Origin of the sequence: Dehalobacter sp. TBBPA1, assembly GCF_040931655.1 — a bacterium.
In the GTDB taxonomy this organism is placed as follows: Bacteria; Bacillota; Desulfitobacteriia; order Desulfitobacteriales; family Syntrophobotulaceae; genus Dehalobacter; species Dehalobacter restrictus.
In genome coordinates this window covers 2,717,081-2,735,889 of sequence record NZ_CP162385.1, presented here as the reverse complement: position 1 = coordinate 2,735,889, position 18,809 = coordinate 2,717,081, and the positions used below count along the sequence as shown (strand labels likewise).

The following is an 18,809-nucleotide window of genomic DNA, read 5'->3' as shown; positions in this document are numbered from 1 at the left end:
ATTAGCTACTGCAGCTTCTATTGTTTTTTCAAAGATTTTCTGATAATTTGATCCCAGTTAACCAATACCCTTTGATTTCTTCTACGGTGGCTTCGTAAGAGATCTTCTGATTGGATAATAGGATACGAAGACTTGCTGCCGCTGTCATGCCAAATATGGAGACAGCCAGAAGTTCCGGGCCCAAAGGCCTGATTTCCTTCTTTTCTATTCCTTCCTGAATAATTTTTTCAATGAATTGCAAATATTCTCTTAAACTTTCACGCAGCAGGAGTTGCCTGTCTTGTCTTCCCCAAACTTCGCTTAAAAGTACTTTTGCAAACTCAGGATGTTCAAAGGAAAGCTTTGTTTGAACCTCAATTAACTTTTCTAACTGTTGGATTGCTCCTTCTACATTTTCGGCTGATTCTTTAACTGTTGCGACAAATTGGTCGATAGTCCAGCGAATCATACTGACAAATAATTCTTCTTTGCTTTTGTGCCGGTAAAATAATGTCCCTTTGGCAACTTTTGCCTGAGAGGCAATGTCTTCCATTGTCGTTCGTTCAAACCCATTGACAGCGAATAATTGAAGTGCAGCCTGAAATATTGCTTTATCTTTTTGGTTTGTCATCCCTTTCTCCTTTACATTTTAAACTGACTAGTCAGTCTAAATACTATGCCTTAAGGATTTATTTGTCAAGAGAAAAAGTTTATCATTCACAAGAAGAAAGCATTTTTCTACATTAAAGTAATTAACAATAGGAAAGGAGCTGCTGCATGCGAATGATTATTATTCGCTTTGCAACAGCCCCTTAACCCAAATTGTTTATTTTTCGTTGGAATCCACATATTCTTTGGCATTGCGAACTTCAAGTTCTCCGGGAATGCCTACATTCGATACAGGCTTCTTTGTTTCAAAGCGGCTGTCCCAGGCAGCGGTAGTATGTTTCTCAACAGGGTTCGCCATAAAAGTTTCCTTCTTTTTATTATTGGCCACTTTTCTATTCCTCCGCTACGCTTTATCCGGGGACCGTCTTCTATCTTCAGCCATCCGGCCAATCGCCTGCGGACTGGCAAAAGCAATCGAGCCTGCCGGCATCGGATGAGTGTTGTTCAGGTGACCCCAAGCAAGCGAGTTATTGGTTGTCAATACTTCTTTGACTTTGCGTCTGTCTTTCGCCATCGCGTGATTCACCTCACCAAGAATTATTTGCTGCCTGTAGTTTTTGATATTTATTAAAAAAAAATACACAGTCATTAATGGAAAATGATGACTGTGCATTGACTGTGCATTTTCAAAAGTCGTTATTTTACCCGCATTTGGAATAGCCGCAGTGGATGCAGACCATGCAGCCGCCTTCGTGATTCACAGGCATTCCGCATTCAGGGCAGGCATTGTCGATCGCGACGGCGGCCTGAGCTTTTTTAATTACAGCTTTTTCAGTTTTCTTCAAATCATCCGAAAGGACAGGTTCTTCCGTTTTATTGCGATTGATAATCGCAGAATTACCGTTTACGCCGATGTCCTTATACTTCTTGATTACCCGCGAGATTGCATCCGGGCACGAGGTGACATTGACACCTTCTCTTCGGATGCAGGCGGGGCAGCGGATTCCACGGATCTGCTCTATGATAGCATCAACAGAGATGCCCGAACGCATCGCGATCGAGATTAGGCGGGAGGTTGCTTCCGATTGGGAAGAACAGCCACCGGCTCTTCCCGTATTGGTAAACACTTCACAGATACTGGTTTCATCGGCGTTTACGCTAACATAGAGATTACCGCAACCAATTTTAATCTTTTCAGTGACGCCGACAGTCACCGGCGGGCGGGGCCTCGGCTTGATGGTAGGCATCGGTGCAGAAGCGGTTGTTTCAGATTCAGTGGTGGTCTCGGGCTTTGCAGTCGTCTCAGGTTCAGCTGTGGCTTTGAAATCAGCCGCCGGATTGGCAGTTTCTTTCGTTCCGGCAGACAGCACCTGCTGTTCACGGCTGCCGTCCCGATAGACCGTAATTCCTTTGCAGCCAAGCTCAAAGGCTAGGCGAAACGCTTCGGCAACATCTTCGCAGGTAGCTGTATTTGCAAAATTAATAGTTTTGGAAACCGCATTATCCGTATATTTTTGAAAAGCAGCCTGAATTCGGATATGCCATTCAGGAGTGATCTCCTGCGCGGTAACAAAGACCTTCTGTACCCATTCCGGGACTTCCGGCAAACCGAAGACGTTACCTCGTTCGGCAATTTTGGCCATAAGCTCCTTTGAGTAAAAGCCATACTTATGCGCATAATCTTCAAAAAGCGGGTTGACCTCAATCAGTGCCGTACCGTCCATGACCGTTTTAGTATAGGCCACGGCAAAGAGCGGCTCCACGCCGCTGGAAGCACCGCAGATCATCGATATCGTCCCTGTCGGGGCAACTGTAGTCAGTGTAGCATTGCGTAATTCGATCTTGCCGTCATAAATGGAACCCTGATAATTAGGAAAGGTACCGCGTTCCTTGGCCAGTCGCTGGGACTCTATACGGGATTCGGTACGGATGAATTCCATAATCTTTTCGGCGAAGGCTGTACTTTCTTCGGAAATATAGGATGTCTGCAGAAGAATCATCAAATCTGCAAAACCCATAACACCCAGGCCAATTTTCCGGTTTCCTTTGACCATTTCTTCGATTACGGGAAGAGGATATTGGTTGACATCAATCACATCATCAAGAAAACGGGTCGCGAGCCTTGTGACATAGCCTAAACGCTCCCAGTCAATTACGGTCTTTCCATCCTTTTCCGCCGCCATAAGCTTTAAATTAATGGAGCCAAGATTACATGCTTCATTGGGGAGTAAGGGTTGTTCGCCACAGGGGTTGGTAGCCTCAATCACGCCAATATGCGGCGTCGGATTATCGCGGTTCATCCGGTCAATAAAGATCATGCCTGGTTCGCCGTTCCGCCAAGCGTGGTCAACAATTTTAGCGAAGACTTGTTTGGCAGGGAGCTTGCCTGCCGACTTTCCAGAATGAGGGTCAATCAGGTCATATTCCGTGTCATTTTCCACAGCTTTCATAAATGATTCCGTTACAGCAACCGAAACATTGAAGTTGTTAATATCTCGGTTATCTTCTTTGCAGCTGATAAATTCCAGAATATCCGGGTGGTCGATCCGAAGAATGCCCATGTTGGCGCCGCGTCTTGTTCCTCCTTGTTTGACAGCCTCCGTAGCGGCATTAAAGACTTTCATAAACGAAACCGGACCGGAAGCAACCCCTCCGGTGGAACGCACCATGCTGTTCTTCTGGCGCAGCCGGGAAAAGTTAAAGCCTGTTCCGCCGCCTGACTTATGTATAATTGCTGCATGTTTCAGTGCATCAAATATATCCTCCATACTGTCCCCGACCGGCAAAACAAAGCAGGCACTTAACTGTCCAAGGTCACGCCCGGCATTCATCAGTGTCGGCGAATTCGGCATAAACTCCAAATTAGCCATGACGGTGTAAAATTCTTTGGTCAAATCCTCAATTTCCTGCGGATTCTTACCATACTTTTCTTCAGAGCCGGCAATGACCGAAGCAACCCGGTAAAACATCGCTTCCGGCGTCTCGCATTTTTGGTCATTTTCCTGCTTCAAATATCTCCGTTCCAGGACAACTCTGGCATTCGGCGAAAGATTGGCTTTGGGCCACTTTTTCCAAACTTCCGTATTGTTACGCAACGTTTATACCTCCAAAATTCATTCGGACTGTAAATCCGGTTAGTAAACTACAAGTAGTGCTATATAAAGTTTACAGATACTATATCTGGTAGTCAAGGGGTCAAATGGAAAAATTAATCATAATAAATAGGCTCTCAAAACAAAAACCCCCCCGGGTAAGATACCCGGAAGGGTCTGATAACAATTAAATTACCAGTTGTTTCTGGAGCGGGGTTGGTAGCAATCCCGGCAATAAACAGGTTTGTCACCAGTAGGTTGGAAAGGTACTGTGGTTTCTTTGCCACAAGCAGAACAAACAGCAGGGAACATTTCACGTTGAGGGCGCGAATAGCCACCATTTCTGCTCTGTGCTTTTCTTGCTGAACGGCATTCGGGGCAGCGGCCTGGTTCGTTCGTGAATCCTTTTTCAGCGTAGAATTCCTGCTCGGATGCAGAAAAAGTGAATTCACGGCCACAGTCTTTACAACTTAGTGTTTTGTCATTATACATAAATGACCTCCTAGATTTATTACCCGCCTCATTGGAAGTTGATTCGACATCTTCCCTGAGCCTGAGGCAGTCGAGAAGGTCTTCTAATCCCTCAAATATTAACGAGCAATACTTAGTATAACTAAAAAAATACAAATTGTCAAAACAAAGTATAAAGTATTCTGGCTAATTTTTCAAACTTCTCAGCATTTTTTCTATTAATCTTTATGTTTTGTCCTATATCTTTATATTTTGTCCTATTTAGTCCTAATATCTTTTCAAGCATTTCTCTGCGTATTTTTTTCCTGTCTCATTCATGGTATGATTTTGGTCATAAATGGTTTTTAAATGAGCAAGGAGGCTGCAGATATGGAATATATCTGGCTTATATGGGGATACATTGTCCTTGTAAATATTTATGGTTTTTCCGTTATGGGGTGGGATAAATATAAGGCCAAACGGGGAGGCCGGCGGGTCCCTGAACGCCGTTTCTTTCTTACAGGACTGATATTTGGTGCTCCGGGGATCTATCTGGCCATGCGTTTCTTTCGGCACAAAACCAAGCATAAGGCCTTTGTATACGGTATCCCTGTTCTGATCATATTGAATATATCTGTTCTTGTTTATTTTCTGCAAAAATTTTAAAAAAATTTGTAGAGATTCCAAGGATAAACATTTTTTATCTAGAATTTCCCATAAGAATAAGGTATATTAAGATATAGTGGCCGGCTGACCGGAAATTTCCTCATTAATAAGCAGTTGATTTGTGAAAGATTGGGAGGCGGATGAAGATAAATACTGATAGTATTTCAAGGGCCAGAATACTGATCGTCGACGATAATTCTGTAAATATTTTGTTACTTGAAAAACTGTTAAAAATGTCGGGATACAGCAATATCATGTCCACCACTGATTCCAGGGAAACCCTGTCCTTATATCGGGAGCATAATCCCGATCTGATTTTAATGGATTTAAGGATGCCTTACCTTGATGGATTTGAGGTAATGGAGCAGTTGAATGCAGTCAAAGAGGATGACTTTCTTCCGATCATTGCCATTACAGCTTACAACGATCAGGAGCACAGACTGAAAGCCTTGACACTCGGCGCCAAAGATTTTATTGGGAAGCCCTTCGATTATGCTGAAGTTCTGATGCGAATCAAAAATATACTGGAAATACGTTTACTGAACAACGAAATCAAAAAGAACAACCGCAGACTGGTCAATAAAGTCCAGGAGAGAACAAAAGAACTGGAAGATTTGCAGGTTGAACTGATCCACAGGCTGGCGAGAGCCGCAGAATTTCGCGACAGCGAGACAGGAAATCACATTCTGCGAATGAGCAAATACACGTATGAACTTGGTAAAGCCTTCGGACTGCCGGAAAAAGACTGTGAACTAATGTTTCATGCCAGTACGCTGCATGACATTGGGAAAATTGGCATTCCCGACGAAGTACTGCTGACACCAGGAAAACTCACTCCCGATGATTGGGAAAAAATGAAAACCCATACCGTTAAAGGGGCTCAGATCCTGGCCGGCAGTTCAGCGGAAATGATTAAGCTTGCTGAGCAGATTGCGCTGTATCATCATGAAAAATGGGATGGAAACGGTTATCCGAACGGGCTTCAAGGAGAGGAAATCCCGTTGGTGGGACGAATCACCGCCATTTGTGATGTGTTTGATGCTTTGATTTCGGAGCGTCCTTACAAGAAGGCGTGGGAAATCGACGAAGCCTCAGCTGAGATAGAAAAAGGCAGAGGCACACACTTCGATCCTTCTCTTGTCGATCATTTTCTGAAAATTATGCCGGTAATCAGGGAAATTACGGAAATCTATAAATAACAAGTTCTGCCCATGGTCATCGAATGTAATAAACGGCGGTGTTGGAATGAGGTCAAAAGAGTTAAAGAAAAAGCTACCGCTTTTACAGTGGACTTGGCGCACCTATGTTTGTGAAGCACTCATTCCATTGATTATCATGGGATTGGTGTTTATTGCTATTTTCATTCTCGCGCACTTCTGGCTGCATAAAGAAGTATCAGGTATGTCGATTGCTGATCAGGGAGAAAAGCTCTATGCCGCGCTGAACGGGTTAAGCGATCAATTGTACCGTATTGGCCGTTTTATCATTGTAGGTCTTCTTATTTTCTATAGTATATTTATCATCATGTTTTACCGGAAAGCCCATCGAATAAACAAGGCGATCTCGGAGCCTCTGGCCAGGATTAAGCAGATGGTCCTTGATATCGGCACAGGACAGTACCTTCAGGAACAACCGGATTTCTTCATTGAAGAGCTGCAGGATACTGCAGTCTCAGTCGTACAATTAGGTAAACGGCTGTATCATCTCGACGCCAATCTGACAGTTTACCAGTCTGAAATCAGAAAAAAGGAAGAAAATTTGCAGGCCCTGGTCAAATCTATTGATGATGCTATTTTTGAAGTAGATGAATCCGGAATCGTTCGGAATGCTTGGACAAATGATCAGAGTATTCTGATTAGACCGGCTGCTGAAATCATTGGTTCCTCCTTTTATTCCGTTATGGATGAGGAGACCGTAAAAATCAACATGACCTTGATCAGCCGTGCTATTCAAGGCAAGGAACCGGAGGTATTTGAATATTTCCTGAACACTTCAAAAGGCGTCCGTTGGTATCAGGCACGGATAGCCCTTATTGACAATGATAGGCATAGTGTTTCCATCTCCGTAAGGAATATTACCGATAGGAAGGCCCTGGAGAATTCGCTTATTTCAGCCAAGATGGAGGCTGAACGGGCCAGCCTGGCCAAATCGGAATTCCTCTCGAGTATGAGCCACGAATTTAAAACACCCCTGAATGCGATTATGGGCTTTGCCCAACTCCTGGAGATCGATACGGAGGCTCCTTTAAACGAATTTCAAAAGCAGAGTGTCAAAGAAATCTATAAAGCAGGGAACCACTTACTTGACCTGATTAATAAAGTCCTTGATCTCGCGAAGATTGAAACAGGCAAATTTGATGTCGTGATTAAACCGGTAGAAATAAAACCTGTCGTAGAAGCTTCGATCAATTTAGTCAAGCCTCTGGCTGATCTAAAAGGAATTGTGATCATGGCAGCGTATTCCGGGTGTGAAAATTATTGTGTGGCGGCAGATCAGATCCGTTTGAAACAAGTGCTGCTGAATATTTTTTCGAATGCAATTAAATATAGTTTTGATAATGGAATGATTGAATCCAGCTGTCAGGAGTTAGATGGGTGGCTGCGGTTCAGCATCATCGATAGTGGTTTAGGCATTCCGTTGGAAGAACAGGGTAAGATATTTGATCCTTTTTTCAGGGCATCGAATATCAACCATTTAATCGAAGGTACCGGGATTGGGTTGCCGGTTGCCAGAGAATTGATTGAACTGATGGGCGGAAATCTTGGATTTGACAGTCAAGAGGGAAAGGGAAGCCATTTCTGGTTTGAACTTCCTTTGGTTCATGCCGGCTCGGCAGAAAGGATGACAATATGGATAACATATTAGAGGAAATGGGTAAGGATATTTTTGCAAAATATGTTGGGATAGAAATACTCAAAGCCGAAGCCGGAACAGCTGAGGCCAGGTTAAAGATAGACGAGCGCCATTTAAATGCGCTTGGGATCGCTCAGGGCGGAGCCATTTTCACGCTGGCGGATTCGACACTCGCTGCAGCGTCGAATTCTCGGGAGGGTACGGCAATTGCCGTAAATGTCAGTATTACCTATTGTCAAGCTGCCGGTCTGGGAATACTCACCGCCAGGGCCAAAGAAGTATCCCTAAACCGGAAAATAGCGACCTATCTGGTTGAAGTCACGGATGAGAAAGACAATCTCATCGCCATGTTTCAGGGAACGGTTTACAGAAAACAATAAAATAGAAAGCTCATGTTCGTACCATACTAACGGTGACATGGTACGAACATGGGCTCTGGAATTTCATACGTCTGGCATTCATTACTTCTGAGGTTTGAAGGTATCACACTGTGTCTCTTCCGAGCCTTGGGAATACTTGACCCCTCTGTGATTCACCTGAATCATCGGCGCATCGCACATGACATCTTTATTGTAATGACACTCGGTGACTGTACATTTAATTGAACCCATTTTTTTCACCTCCTTGGGCGAGTATCTTATTAACGCTAAAGCTTTGGCGTTTATACCTCTTATTATTATGAACAAAAATTAATTTACTATGTGGTTAGCAAAATCAATAAATTTCTAAAGACGCCTCGGCGTCTTTTTTTATAAGGCTTGCATAAATGGAAAATTATTGAAGAAGGCCGCATATATTATTATTGCCATGATCATTTTTTGGAATGGGGTGACTCACACGAATGATTTTAATTACAGATATGCCGTAAACCACAGCAATCCGGTAAATTATTATCAACCGCAGCCAGGCAATCCCAGAAAGCTTTGGGGCTGTCCAATGCAGCAAAATAGCTGGAATAACGGCATCCATCCTCTCTTTGAACCTTCGATTCCGTCCAGAGCCAATCTGATTTTGCTTACGCCGGCAATTTTTGGAGCTGCGGCCGCGCTTACGGTCGGATTTAGTTTGTACGGCCGCAGTTTCAGCAGAGGATATTCAAAATTTATTTTTTTTGTTAATATCTATGCGATCATTGCTTCTCTGGGTGCCGGGACTTATATCTTCGAAACGTTAACCCTCGAGGAAAGGAAAGACGCCAAACTAAAGGATATTATTCTTCCGCTGATAACAGTCATTTTGTTTTTTGCACTGCTCTTTAATCTGGTCTACTCGCTTTATCCGTCTTCCTTTTCCGGGACAATCGGAAAAACGCGTGTAACTCAGTTTATTTCGTTTCTTTCTTTAAGCATTGGTAGTATTTCAGTGGGGGAAACTTTTAATGTGACACCGGAAAAAAGCGGGACGCAAATCATGGCTGCTGTGGAATCCTTCTGGAATTTATTTGTTCTGTCACTTCTTATATCTTTGATCACATAGTCCTCAGTGGGACCTTCTCCGTCTCTTGACAGGAAGACAGATCATCTGGCCGATCCGCAGGTTCGTGGGATCAACTCCGGGGTTCAGTGAGATAAGCGAAGCTGTTGAAAGGTGGTATTTACCAGCCAATTTGGAAAAGGTATCACCTGCTTTGATAACATAACGGTTCGCTGGTGGACATGAAACAACGCTCCTCCTGATTGGAATGCAGATCAAGACCCCCGGTTTCAGGTTATTTGGGTTTACTCCTGTGTTCACCGATGCAATTGCCTCTGCAGTTGTATTGAATTTGCGGGCAAGGCTATAAAAAGTATCACCCGGCTTGATTTGATATGAGATTGTTCCTTTCGGACAGGTCATGAAAGCTCACTCCCAGCAGATATTTTTTCTCTTCTCATTGTATGAAAGGATTACCTGTCTGCCGGACAGAAGGACAAACCCAACCCCAAATTTTTTTCGCCTTAAAGGTTCGAATAAGAAAATACATAAAGGAATGTGAAAATCCTTCTAAAATATTCAGATTAAAGCAGGAGATGTACAAGTTGGTTTGAATACTAAAATATTTGACAACCAAATTAAAAATAAGGTAAACTTTGATTATGCGCTGAGAGGAAGTGAAAGGTTGGAAACAAATTTTCGTACTGTTTTAAATGAACTTCTGATTGGAACATTTAATCAAATTCTAGATGTAGAGCAGAATGAGATTAAGAAAGGACCATTAAATAATCTGTCTATCTCAGAACTGCATGCGATTGAAGCGATTGGAATGTATCAGGATAGGACAATGTCTCAGGTTGCCGCTGATCTGGGTATCACTGTCGGAGCGCTTACTTCTTTCATCAATAACCTCGTTAAAAAGGAGTACGTTTCCAGACAAAGGGATGAGGCAGACCGGAGAATTGTCAGGATCAGTCTGACCCGAAGGGGAAAGCTTGCCTACAGGATTCATGAAAAATTCCATCTGGATATGGTCAAGCATATGCTTCTCGGATTAGGGGAACAGGAGAATATTTTAATCGAATCATTGCAGAAACTCACCGAATTTTTTGATTCGAAGTATTCCTTTAACCATTAACAAGAGATACACAAAAGATATATGAAAAAGGTAAACGAACAGAAGATTCGTAATGGATGATAATAAACGAAATAATATGAGAGAAAAGGAAATTTGGAAATATGTATGACGTTGAGATAATTGGCACTGGCAGCTATGTTCCTGAAAACAGGGTGACGAATGATGATCTGTCTAAGATTGTTGACACAAGCGATGAATGGATCCGTACCCGGACAGGGATCAAAGAACGTAGAATTTCACTGACGGAAACCACAGCGGATCTGGCAGTTGCAGCCGCCCGCAGAGCGCTTGATGATGCCGGAGTTGCCGCTGAGGAGCTTGATCTGATTATTGTGGCCACGGTTACACCGGACTATTTTTTCCCGTCAACGGCATGTTTTGTCCAGAATAGTCTCGGAGCCAGCCGGGCAGCTTGTTTTGATATCAGTGCGGCTTGCACCGGTTTTATTTTTGGACTCAGCATTGCCTCCCAGTTTATCAGAACAGGGATGTATCAGAAGGCACTGATCATTGGTGCCGAGGCCCTTTCCAAAATAACGAACTGGGAAGACCGCGGCACTTGTGTCCTGTTTGCAGACGGGGCTGGCGCGGCGGTTATCAAAAGAGGAGATCAGGGCATCATTTCCGAAGTAATCGGTTCTGATGGGAGCAAAGGTGAATGTTTGGAATGTCCTGCCCTTCCGCTCAAGAACGTCTTTATTGAGGCCGAGGAAGCAAAGCCCCCACATGCCAAAATGAACGGACGGGAAGTTTTTAAATTTGCAGTCAATATTTTACCTGAGTGTATTTTGAAGATACTTGAAAATACACCTTATACGCTGGAAGACATTAACCATATCATACCGCACCAGGCGAACCTGCGGATCATCGATTCAGCGGCCAAAAAGCTGCAGGTGGATCAGGCGAAGTTTTATGTCAACCTTCCCAGTTATGGAAATACCTCGAGTGCGAGTATCCCAATTGCCTTGGATGAAATGGCCAAAGGGAAGTTAATCCATAAAGAGGATCTGCTCGTTCTTGTCGGATTTGGAGGAGGACTCACCTATGGCGCGATGCTGATTAAATGGACCATAGGGGGTAAGTGATGCCTTTTGACACGATTTGCAGGATTATTGCCTCCCAGATTGAGATTGAACCGGAGAAAATACAGCTGTCCACCAAGTTCCAGCAAGACCTCGGGATTGACTCTCTAAGCATTTTTGAAATTGTTATGGAGCTGGAAGATGTATACAGGATTGAAATTCCGACTGAAGATCTTGAAGAATTAATCAGCGTAGCAGATCTGGTTGACTATATGAGTAAGCGAACGAATTGAAGGAGAGAGTGGCATGAATAACTTTGATTTTTTTTATAAGCTGGGCGTAAAATACCCGCTGATTCAAGGCGGTATGGCCTGGATTTCGGACAGCTCACTTGCATCGGCTGTATCAAACGCCGGCGGAATCGGTATCATTGCGGGGGCCAATGCACCTGTCGAATATGTCAAAGAAGAGATTAGGAAGGCCAAAGCTCTGACAGACAAGCCTTTTGGCGTAAATATCATGCTGTTAAGTGAAAATGCCGGAGCCATTGCCCACCTCGTCTGTGAAGAAGGGGTAAAAGTAGTGACGACAGGCGCCGGAAGTCCCGGGAAATATATTAAAATGTGGAAAGAAAACGGCATTACGGTCATTCCCGTAGTTCCTTCCGTTGCGATGGCCCGCAGGATGGAGAAGGAAGGGGCAGATGCCGTTGTGGCGGAAGGCGGAGAGTCCGGCGGACATGTCGGTGAACTTACGACCATGGCCTTGCTTCCTCAGGTGATTGACGCTGTAAATATTCCGGTGATTGCTGCTGGGGGAATCGGTGACGGCAGAGGGATTGCCGCAGCTTTTATGTTGGGTGCAAGTGGTGTCCAGGTTGGCACAAGGTTCCTAACTGCCGAAGAATGTACCGTGCATCAAAACTATAAGGATAGAATCCTGAAAGCTAAAGATATCGATTCAGTCGTTACAGGCAGGCCAACTGGTCATCCGGTCAGAGTCCTCAGAAATAAACTTACCCGGCAGTTTGAAGAGCTGGAAAGGACGGGGGCACCTCTGGAGCAGTATGAGACGCTTGGTGCCGGTGCGCTGCGCAAGGCTGTAAAAGAGGGAGATACGGATTACGGATCGGTAATGGCCGGGCAAATTGCAGGTCTGATTAAAAAAGAACAGACCTGCAAAGAGATTATTGAAGAAATGTTTGCCCAGGCAGAGGAACGTCTGAAAGCTATTAAGCTTGACAGTATTACCCGCTAAAGGGATACGTATGGGGGACGAAAGAACCATCCCTTTGTCCCCCATATTCGGATGATTATCGGATGATTATTGGAGGATACGGAAAGAATGGATAGAAAGACAGCGTTTATTTTTGCGGGCCAGGGTTCACAGTATGTTGGCATGGGCAAAGAACTTTATCAGCATAACGATGTTTCGTGGGCAGTTTTTGACCTGGCGGATCAGGAACTTGGATATTCGCTGAGTGGCCTGTGTTTTAACGGACCCAAAGAGGAACTGGATAAAACTGAACATACACAGCCGGCCATTCTTACGGTCAGTGTGGCAGCCGCAAGGGCGCTGATGAATCAGGGGATCAACCCTGATCTGACAGCCGGATTCAGTCTGGGTGAATATTCTGCCTTGGTCCTGAGCGGTGTATTGCCATTTGAGGCGGCTGTGAAACTGGTCCGGAACAGAGGCAGGTATATGCAGGAGGCTGTGTCTCAGGGTGTTGGAGGAATGGCTGCAGTCCTCGGTTTGGAAACATCCGGGGTCGAGCAGGCTTGTCTTGCGGCTGAAAGCCTCGGGATTGTACGGATTGCCAATTATAACTGCCCAGGTCAGGTTGTGATATCCGGGGAAAACAAGGCCTTGGAAGCTGCTTCGGCCAGGGCTATGGAGCTCGGAGCTAAAAGGGTGATCCCGCTTGAAGTCAGTGGACCGTTTCATACGGGCTTACTCGAACCGGCGGCCCGGAAATTGGCTGACGAGCTGGCAGACATTGAATTTTCTGATCCCTGGATTCCGGTGATTTCCAATGTTACTGCAGATTATATGGCGGATAAGTCGGCCATCAAGGAACTATTGCCACAACAAGTCATGCGTTCCGTCCTTTGGGAGATGTCCTTCAGAAGGATGCTTGCCGACGGCGTAGATACCTTTGTGGAACTGGGACCTGGAAGTGTCTTAAAGGGCTTTGCGAGAAAGATTGACAAAAACGTGAAGGTTCTGAATGTCGAAGACCCGACATCTCTCGAAGCTGTGGTGAAATACTTTAACGATTAAGAACGTACTTGAAATCTAGAGTGCATGTCATGGTTTCTATCAATATTGAGTTCCAGAAGGAGGTAGGATATGCTAAAGGGGAAAACAGCAGTTGTTACAGGTGCCAGCAGGGGTATTGGCAGAGCCATCGCTTTAAAGCTTGCTGAACAAGGCGCGAATATCGCGGTGAATTACGTAAGCAGCGAGCAGGAAGGGTTAAAGCTTGCCCAAGAAATCGAAAATCTCGGAGGGCGGGCCTTGGTCTTAAAAGCGGACGTCAGTGTATTCAGTGAAGCGGAACAATTGATTGCGATGGCCAAAGCAGAATTTGGAACCATAGACATTCTGGTCAATAACGCAGGGATAACCCGCGACGGTTTACTCATGAGGATGTCGGAAGACGATTTTGATCGAGTCGTAGAAGTAGATCTCAAAGGGGTGTTCAATTGTACCCGGCATGCCGTTCCTATCATGGTCAAACAAAGAAGTGGCAGGATCGTCAATATCACTTCTGTTGTTGGAATTCTTGGAAATGCAGGGCAGGTTAATTATGCAGCGGCCAAAGCCGGTGTTATTGGACTTACTAAATCCCTGGCCAAGGAAATCGGCAGCAGAAACATCACGGTGAATGCTGTAGCCCCTGGCTTTATTGAGACAGATATGACGTCAGGGTTATCGGATAAAGTGAGAGAACTGACCAAAGAGAGCATTGCTTTAAAGCGGTTTGGTAAACCGGAGAATATCGCCGATACGGTTTTATTTCTAGCTTCAGACGCCGGTGAATACATTACCGGCCAGGTTATAAGCGTTGACGGCGGAATGGCATTTTAGGAGGAGACCAACAATATGAGAACACGCGTAGTTATTACTGGAATTGGGGCAGTTACTCCGCTTGGCAACGATGCAGCCACATTCTGGCAGGGCATCAAAGAAGGAAAATGCGGGATAGGCCCGATCACAGCCTTTGATACGACGGACCATAAAGTAAAAATTGGTGCCGAGATCAAAGATTTTGATCCTGAAACGCTTTTGGATAAGAAAGAAGCCAAACGTATGGACCGCTACTGCCAGCTGGCAGTGGTGGCGGCAGAACACGCTTATGAAGATGCGGGTCTGAAAGAAGCCGAGATCGACCCGGAAAGATTAGGTGTTTTGGTTGGATCGGGGATAGGCGGTCTGCTAACGATCGAAGAACAGCACAGCAGACTGACCGAGAAAGGGCCCGGCAGGGTTTCCCCTTTCTTTATTCCGATGGCGATCAGTAATATGGCTTCAGGGAATATTGCGATCAAGCTCGGCGCTAAGGGTATTTGCTTTAGTATTGTCACAGCCTGCGCTTCAGCAACGCATTCCATGGGTGAAGCTTTCTGGAAGATCAGAGACGGTCAGGCGGATATGATTGTTACCGGTGGCGCCGAAGCCCCGATTACGCCTCTGGCGGTAGCCGGATTTACTTCCATGACCGCTTTGAGCAACAGCAATGATGTCAACAGGGCTTCCATCCCGTTTGACAAGGAGCGGGACGGGTTTGTGATTGGTGAAGGTGCGGGTATTTTAGTTCTGGAATCTTTGGAGCATGCTAGAAAGAGGAATGCAAGAATCTATGGCGAAGTAGTTGGTTATGGAGCTAGCTGTGATGCCTACCATATGACCGCACCTGCACCGGGAGGGGAAGGCGCGGCCAGAGCGATGAAGCTTGCCTTAGCTGATGCCGGGATTGGTTCGGACGAAATATCCTATATCAATCCGCATGGAACAGGTACACCGTACAACGACAAGTTTGAGACGGAAGCGATCAAAGCCATATTTGGAGAAAAAGCTTATCAAATACCGGTGAGTTCGACTAAATCAATGACCGGTCATCTACTGGGAGCAGCAGGAGCTATAGAGGCGATTATCTGCGCCAAAGCACTTCAGGAGGGCTTTGTACCACCAACGATTGGCTATCAGGTTAAAGATGAGGAATGTGACCTGGATTATGTACCAAATTGCGGGCGTAACATGGATTTGACCTACGCCCTATCCAATTCGCTTGGATTTGGCGGCCATAATGCTACCATTATCTTAAAAAAATGGTTAGAGGGATAAAGTGATGGATTTAAAAGAAATTCAAGAACTGATAAAAATGGTGGATGAGTCCGGGCTGACTGAATTTGAGCTTAAGCAAGAGGATTATAAAATTGTTTTGAAGAAAGAAAAGCTTCAGCCCATGTTTCAGCCTGCACTTCAACCCATACAGAGCTTTATGCCCGGGGCTGCAGCCGGAAAAGAGGCGGTGACTCCGGAACATCTAAGTTCTAAAACTGAAGCGCTGCAGACGATCAATGCACCGATTGTTGGAACCTTTTATCTGGCACCGTCGCCCGGAGAGAAACCCTTTGTCAGCGCGGGTAGCAAAGTCAAAAAAGGAGATACGCTTTGTATTGTCGAGGCGATGAAGCTGATGAATGAGATTGAAGCTGAAGAAGACCTGCAAATTCTCAGCATTTTGGTTAATGACGGGCAAATGGTCGAATTTGGCCAACCGCTGTTTGAAATTAATACCAAGTAGCGGCAAGGATGCAAGCGGAACTATTGTGGAGGTAAAGATGCTGAACATCAAAGAGATTCAGGAGATCATTCCGCATCGGTACCCATTCCTTCTTCTGGACCGAGTCGAAGATCTTGAAGAAGGTAAAAGGGTTGTTGCTTATAAAAATGTTACGATCAATGAGTACTTTTTTCAGGGACATTTTCCGCAAGAACCGGTAATGCCCGGTGTACTCATTATTGAAGCGCTGGCTCAGGCCGGTGCGGTAGCTTTATTAAAAATGGAAAAATATCAGGGTAAGCTCGCTTACTTTACCGGAATTGACAAGGCCAAGTTCCGAAGGAAGGTATTTCCTGGTGATGTGCTGAGGCTGGAAGTAGAGATCATAAAAATCAAAGGCCCTGCCGGCATCGGCAAAGCCCTTGCTACGGTTGACGGGGAAAAAGCTGCCGAAGCCGAAATCAAGTTTTTTATCAGTTAATAAAGTTGGTGGGTGAAAACTTGTTCAAAAAAATACTCATTGCCAACAGAGGCGAAATAGCGGTCCGGATTATTCGGGCCTGCCGAGAAATCGGAGTTGCAACAGTTGCAGTTTATTCGGAAGCCGACCGGAACTCCCTACATGTGGATCTTGCTGATGAGACGGTTTGTATCGGACCGGCCAGAGCAAGGGACAGCTATCTGAATACCAAGAATATTATCAGTGCAACGGTTCTGACGGGCGCGGAAGCCATTCATCCGGGATTTGGCTTTTTGGCGGAAAACAGCAAATTTGCCGAGATGTGCAAAGCGTGCCATATCGCATTTATCGGTCCTGACCCGGAAGTGATTGAAATGATGGGGAATAAAGCGAAGGCCCGGCAGATCATGGGCCAGGCGGGTGTCCCTATCGTTCCCGGTATCGAAGGTGTGTTGGCTAATTTTAAACAGGCAGAGGCTTCTGCGGAGCGTATTGGCTATCCGATCATGCTGAAGGCATCGGCAGGCGGCGGAGGTAAGGGTATCCGGATTGTCTGGAGCCGGGATGAACTGAAGAAAGCTTATGATATGGCCAAAAAAGAAGCGCAGGCTGCCTTTGATGATGATTCAATGTATTTGGAGAAATATCTGGTGGAGCCGAGACATATCGAATTTCAGATCCTGGCCGACCACTATGGAAATGTCATTCACCTCGGAGAAAGAGACTGTTCAATCCAGCGCAGAAATCAAAAAGTTATTGAAGAGGCTCCTTCAACCGTCCTGAGTGACGAGCTTAGGTGGAAAATGGGGGATACAGCTGTTCGAGCTGCTCAAGCAGTAGGTTATAAGAGCGCCGGGACCATCGAATTTTTAGTTGACAACAACGGCGGCTATTACTTTATGGAAATGAATACCCGTATCCAGGTCGAGCATCCCGTAACCGAACTGGTTACAGGAATTGATATTGTGAAGGAACAACTGAAAATTGCCTCGGGAGAACAGCTAAACATCCGGCAGGACGACGTGCATATTCAAGGCCATGCCATAGAATGCCGAATCAATGCGGAAAATCCCGCACTTGGGTTCAGGCCGTCTCCCGGCAAAGTGAATATCCTTCTCTGGCCCGGAGGAAATGGCGTAAGACTGGACAGCGCGCTCTACAGTGGCTATGATATCCCGCCGACCTATGATTCGATGATCGCGAAACTGATTACGCACGGCCAGGACAGGAATGAAGCCATCAGTAAAATGCGCAGGGCTCTTGATGAGTTTATCATTGAAGGCATTGACACGAATATTGAATTTCTGTTTCAGATTTTGAATAACCCGAAATTTAGGTGCGCAGAAATTGACACATCCTTCATTGCCAAAGAATTTGACTATGGAGCGTAATGACAACCAATAAAAAAATGATTACGGTTGGTGCTCATGTTTAAATTAAACAGGGTTTTTAAGAAACCGCGTTATCTAACCATACAACAGAATAATAGTCAGCCGTTGCCGGCAGAGATAGAGGGGCAGGGGGAAAAGAATGTTTTGCCTGCCATTCCGAACGGGCTGTGGACAAAATGCCAGAATTGCGGAGAGACAGTTTACACGAAGGATCTCAGTAATAATAACAAGGTCTGTGTTCGCTGCGGCTACCATTTCAGGATGGGAGCCTGGGAAAGAGTCGATCTGATCATGGACACCGGTACATTTAAAGAAATTAATCAGGAGATGAAAAGCGTCAATCCGCTGGACTTTGAAGGCTATGCAGAGAAAGTCAGCGCTGGCCAGGAGAAAACGGGCCTTTCGGAAGCTGTACTGACAGGGTATGGCAAGATTCATGGCCAGGATGCTGTGATTATGGTGATGGACAGTAACTTTATGATGGGCAGCATGGGTTCGGTCGTTGGCGAGAAAGTGACCCGGGCTTTTGAATTTGCTGCTGAAAGGAAAATGCCGATCATTGCTTTTACTGCTTCAGGTGGGGCCAGGATGCAGGAAGGAATGTTTTCCCTGATGCAGATGGCGAAAACATCTGCAGCCGTTGGCAGACACAGCCGGCAGGGAGGACTGTATATCGCGGTTTTGACCGACCCGACAACGGGCGGCGTCACGGCCAGCTTCCCAATGCTGGGAGATATCATTTTGGCGGAACCCGACGCGCTGATCGGCTTTGCCGGCAAGCGGGTCATTCAACAGACCATCAGGCAGGAGTTGCCGGAAGGTTTTCAGAAAGCAGAATTTCTGCTGGAACACGGTTTTATTGATAAAATCGTGGCCAGAGAGGACCTCAAACTAACCTTGTCTCGCCTGATTAAGCTTCATTACAGGCGTTAAGCAAAAAGACG

23 protein-coding genes are annotated in these 18,809 nt (G+C 45.5%); 16 read left to right on the top strand and 7 right to left on the bottom strand.

All coding sequences use genetic code 11. The annotated features are described in order from the left end of the window. Positions 1–28 precede the first annotated feature (28 nt). The 5 genes from AB3489_RS13430 to AB3489_RS13410 form a co-directional block, all read right to left on the bottom strand. Positions 29–610, bottom strand: coding sequence for a TetR/AcrR family transcriptional regulator (locus tag AB3489_RS13430; protein WP_019224662.1), 582 nt, complete (start codon positions 608–610; stop codon positions 29–31). A gap of 195 nt (positions 611–805) precedes the next feature. Continuing rightward, positions 806–976, bottom strand: coding sequence for a DUF3787 domain-containing protein (locus tag AB3489_RS13425; RefSeq protein ID WP_015044768.1), 171 nt, complete (start codon positions 974–976; stop codon positions 806–808). A 15-nt stretch (positions 977–991) separates the two neighbouring features. After that, the gene (locus tag AB3489_RS13420) at positions 992–1,162 is read right to left on the bottom strand and encodes a hypothetical protein (RefSeq protein WP_368293284.1); all 171 of its coding nucleotides are present in this window, start codon (positions 1,160–1,162) and stop codon (positions 992–994) included. 127 nt (positions 1,163–1,289) lie between these two features. After that, positions 1,290–3,683 (bottom strand): vitamin B12-dependent ribonucleotide reductase, encoded by a 2,394-nt coding sequence (locus tag AB3489_RS13415; RefSeq protein WP_368293283.1) that lies wholly within the window; start codon positions 3,681–3,683, stop codon positions 1,290–1,292. Between the two features lie 189 nt (positions 3,684–3,872). Further along, the gene (locus AB3489_RS13410) at positions 3,873–4,172 is read right to left on the bottom strand and encodes a zinc-ribbon domain containing protein (RefSeq protein ID WP_021315824.1); all 300 of its coding nucleotides are present in this window, start codon (positions 4,170–4,172) and stop codon (positions 3,873–3,875) included. A gap of 348 nt (positions 4,173–4,520) precedes the next feature. Here AB3489_RS13410 and AB3489_RS13405 point away from each other — a divergent pair, with 348 nt between their 5' ends. From AB3489_RS13405 to AB3489_RS13390, 4 genes are all read left to right on the top strand, one after another. Then, the gene (locus tag AB3489_RS13405; protein ID WP_368293282.1) at positions 4,521–4,796 is read left to right on the top strand and encodes a DUF1294 domain-containing protein; all 276 of its coding nucleotides are present in this window, start codon (positions 4,521–4,523) and stop codon (positions 4,794–4,796) included. Positions 4,797–4,936: 140 nt separating this feature from the next. After that, complete coding sequence (locus tag AB3489_RS13400; protein WP_368293281.1) at positions 4,937–5,995, top strand: HD domain-containing phosphohydrolase; 1,059 nt, start codon at positions 4,937–4,939, stop codon at positions 5,993–5,995. A gap of 46 nt (positions 5,996–6,041) precedes the next feature. Continuing rightward, positions 6,042–7,661 (top strand): ATP-binding protein, encoded by a 1,620-nt coding sequence (locus AB3489_RS13395; protein WP_368293280.1) that lies wholly within the window; start codon positions 6,042–6,044, stop codon positions 7,659–7,661. Then, positions 7,646–8,029: a PaaI family thioesterase gene (locus AB3489_RS13390; RefSeq protein WP_287705103.1), complete on the top strand. Its 384-nt coding sequence runs from the start codon at positions 7,646–7,648 to the stop codon at positions 8,027–8,029. Before AB3489_RS13395 ends, AB3489_RS13390 begins: the two co-directional genes overlap by 16 nt. Positions 8,030–8,110: 81 nt before the next feature. On the opposite strand, the gene AB3489_RS13385 is transcribed toward AB3489_RS13390, so the two are convergent. After that, on the bottom strand, positions 8,111–8,260 hold the full coding sequence (locus AB3489_RS13385; RefSeq protein WP_019224671.1) for a DUF1540 domain-containing protein: 150 nt from the start codon (positions 8,258–8,260) through the stop codon (positions 8,111–8,113). A gap of 196 nt (positions 8,261–8,456) precedes the next feature. Between AB3489_RS13385 and AB3489_RS13380 the strand changes: the two genes are divergently transcribed. Further along, positions 8,457–9,125, top strand: a complete 669-nt coding sequence (locus AB3489_RS13380) for a hypothetical protein (protein ID WP_368293279.1) — start codon at positions 8,457–8,459, stop codon at positions 9,123–9,125. 3 nt (positions 9,126–9,128) lie between these two features. Here the strand turns inward: AB3489_RS13380 and AB3489_RS13375 are convergent, their stop codons facing one another. Continuing rightward, complete coding sequence (locus tag AB3489_RS13375) at positions 9,129–9,485, bottom strand: LysM peptidoglycan-binding domain-containing protein (protein WP_287705105.1); 357 nt, start codon at positions 9,483–9,485, stop codon at positions 9,129–9,131. A gap of 187 nt (positions 9,486–9,672) precedes the next feature. Between AB3489_RS13375 and AB3489_RS13370 the strand changes: the two genes are divergently transcribed. From AB3489_RS13370 to accD, 11 genes are all read left to right on the top strand, one after another. Next, complete coding sequence (locus tag AB3489_RS13370) at positions 9,673–10,200, top strand: MarR family winged helix-turn-helix transcriptional regulator (protein ID WP_019224674.1); 528 nt, start codon at positions 9,673–9,675, stop codon at positions 10,198–10,200. Positions 10,201–10,301: 101 nt separating this feature from the next. Then, on the top strand, positions 10,302–11,285 hold the full coding sequence (locus AB3489_RS13365) for a beta-ketoacyl-ACP synthase III (protein WP_368293278.1): 984 nt from the start codon (positions 10,302–10,304) through the stop codon (positions 11,283–11,285). Further along, entirely contained in the window at positions 11,285–11,515 is a 231-nt protein-coding gene (locus AB3489_RS13360) for an acyl carrier protein (protein WP_019224676.1), read from the top strand. Before AB3489_RS13365 ends, AB3489_RS13360 begins: the two co-directional genes overlap by 1 nt. Before the next feature lie 13 nt (positions 11,516–11,528). Beyond that, complete coding sequence (fabK, locus tag AB3489_RS13355; RefSeq protein WP_368293277.1) at positions 11,529–12,479, top strand: enoyl-[acyl-carrier-protein] reductase FabK; 951 nt, start codon at positions 11,529–11,531, stop codon at positions 12,477–12,479. Positions 12,480–12,566: 87 nt separating this feature from the next. Beyond that, on the top strand, positions 12,567–13,505 hold the full coding sequence (gene fabD, locus AB3489_RS13350) for an ACP S-malonyltransferase (RefSeq protein ID WP_368293276.1): 939 nt from the start codon (positions 12,567–12,569) through the stop codon (positions 13,503–13,505). A 69-nt stretch (positions 13,506–13,574) separates the two neighbouring features. Further along, a complete protein-coding gene (fabG, locus tag AB3489_RS13345; RefSeq protein WP_368293275.1) occupies positions 13,575–14,315 on the top strand; it encodes a 3-oxoacyl-[acyl-carrier-protein] reductase in 741 nt (246 codons plus the stop codon). 15 nt (positions 14,316–14,330) lie between these two features. Next, positions 14,331–15,572 carry a beta-ketoacyl-ACP synthase II gene (fabF, locus tag AB3489_RS13340; protein WP_368293274.1) on the top strand — a complete coding sequence of 414 codons (1,242 nt, stop codon included), beginning with the start codon at positions 14,331–14,333 and terminating at the stop codon, positions 15,570–15,572. A gap of 4 nt (positions 15,573–15,576) precedes the next feature. Further along, complete coding sequence (gene accB, locus AB3489_RS13335; RefSeq protein ID WP_368293273.1) at positions 15,577–16,035, top strand: acetyl-CoA carboxylase biotin carboxyl carrier protein; 459 nt, start codon at positions 15,577–15,579, stop codon at positions 16,033–16,035. Positions 16,036–16,072: 37 nt separating this feature from the next. Further along, a complete protein-coding gene (fabZ, locus tag AB3489_RS13330; protein ID WP_368293272.1) occupies positions 16,073–16,495 on the top strand; it encodes a 3-hydroxyacyl-ACP dehydratase FabZ in 423 nt (140 codons plus the stop codon). Between the two features lie 20 nt (positions 16,496–16,515). Beyond that, positions 16,516–17,865, top strand: a complete 1,350-nt coding sequence (locus tag AB3489_RS13325) for an acetyl-CoA carboxylase biotin carboxylase subunit (protein ID WP_019224683.1) — start codon at positions 16,516–16,518, stop codon at positions 17,863–17,865. 36 nt (positions 17,866–17,901) lie between these two features. Beyond that, positions 17,902–18,798 (top strand): acetyl-CoA carboxylase, carboxyltransferase subunit beta, encoded by an 897-nt coding sequence (accD, locus tag AB3489_RS13320; protein ID WP_368293271.1) that lies wholly within the window; start codon positions 17,902–17,904, stop codon positions 18,796–18,798. Positions 18,799–18,809: the final 11 nt, after the last annotated feature.

Bases quoted from the DNA above. Each gene is read 5' to 3' on its own strand.
- AB3489_RS13430 (WP_019224662.1), bottom strand. From the start codon at position 610: ATGACAAACCAAAAAGATAAAGCAATATTTCAGGCTGCACTTCAATTA.
- AB3489_RS13420 (WP_368293284.1), bottom strand. From the start codon at position 1,162: ATGGCGAAAGACAGACGCAAAGTCAAAGAAGTATTGACAACCAATAAC.
- AB3489_RS13410 (WP_021315824.1), bottom strand. From the start codon at position 4,172: ATGTATAATGACAAAACACTAAGTTGTAAAGACTGTGGCCGTGAATTC.
- AB3489_RS13405 (WP_368293282.1), top strand. From the start codon at position 4,521: ATGGAATATATCTGGCTTATATGGGGATACATTGTCCTTGTAAATATT.
- AB3489_RS13400 (WP_368293281.1), top strand. From the start codon at position 4,937: ATGAAGATAAATACTGATAGTATTTCAAGGGCCAGAATACTGATCGTC.
- AB3489_RS13395 (WP_368293280.1), top strand. From the start codon at position 6,042: ATGAGGTCAAAAGAGTTAAAGAAAAAGCTACCGCTTTTACAGTGGACT.
- AB3489_RS13390 (WP_287705103.1), top strand. From the start codon at position 7,646: ATGGATAACATATTAGAGGAAATGGGTAAGGATATTTTTGCAAAATAT.
- AB3489_RS13385 (WP_019224671.1), bottom strand. From the start codon at position 8,260: ATGGGTTCAATTAAATGTACAGTCACCGAGTGTCATTACAATAAAGAT.
- AB3489_RS13380 (WP_368293279.1), top strand. From the start codon at position 8,457: ATGATCATTTTTTGGAATGGGGTGACTCACACGAATGATTTTAATTAC.
- AB3489_RS13375 (WP_287705105.1), bottom strand. From the start codon at position 9,485: ATGACCTGTCCGAAAGGAACAATCTCATATCAAATCAAGCCGGGTGAT.
- AB3489_RS13365 (WP_368293278.1), top strand. From the start codon at position 10,302: ATGTATGACGTTGAGATAATTGGCACTGGCAGCTATGTTCCTGAAAAC.
- AB3489_RS13360 (WP_019224676.1), top strand. From the start codon at position 11,285: ATGCCTTTTGACACGATTTGCAGGATTATTGCCTCCCAGATTGAGATT.
- fabK (WP_368293277.1), top strand. From the start codon at position 11,529: ATGAATAACTTTGATTTTTTTTATAAGCTGGGCGTAAAATACCCGCTG.
- fabD (WP_368293276.1), top strand. From the start codon at position 12,567: ATGGATAGAAAGACAGCGTTTATTTTTGCGGGCCAGGGTTCACAGTAT.
- fabG (WP_368293275.1), top strand. From the start codon at position 13,575: ATGCTAAAGGGGAAAACAGCAGTTGTTACAGGTGCCAGCAGGGGTATT.
- fabF (WP_368293274.1), top strand. From the start codon at position 14,331: ATGAGAACACGCGTAGTTATTACTGGAATTGGGGCAGTTACTCCGCTT.
- accB (WP_368293273.1), top strand. From the start codon at position 15,577: ATGGATTTAAAAGAAATTCAAGAACTGATAAAAATGGTGGATGAGTCC.
- fabZ (WP_368293272.1), top strand. From the start codon at position 16,073: ATGCTGAACATCAAAGAGATTCAGGAGATCATTCCGCATCGGTACCCA.
- accD (WP_368293271.1), top strand. From the start codon at position 17,902: ATGTTTAAATTAAACAGGGTTTTTAAGAAACCGCGTTATCTAACCATA.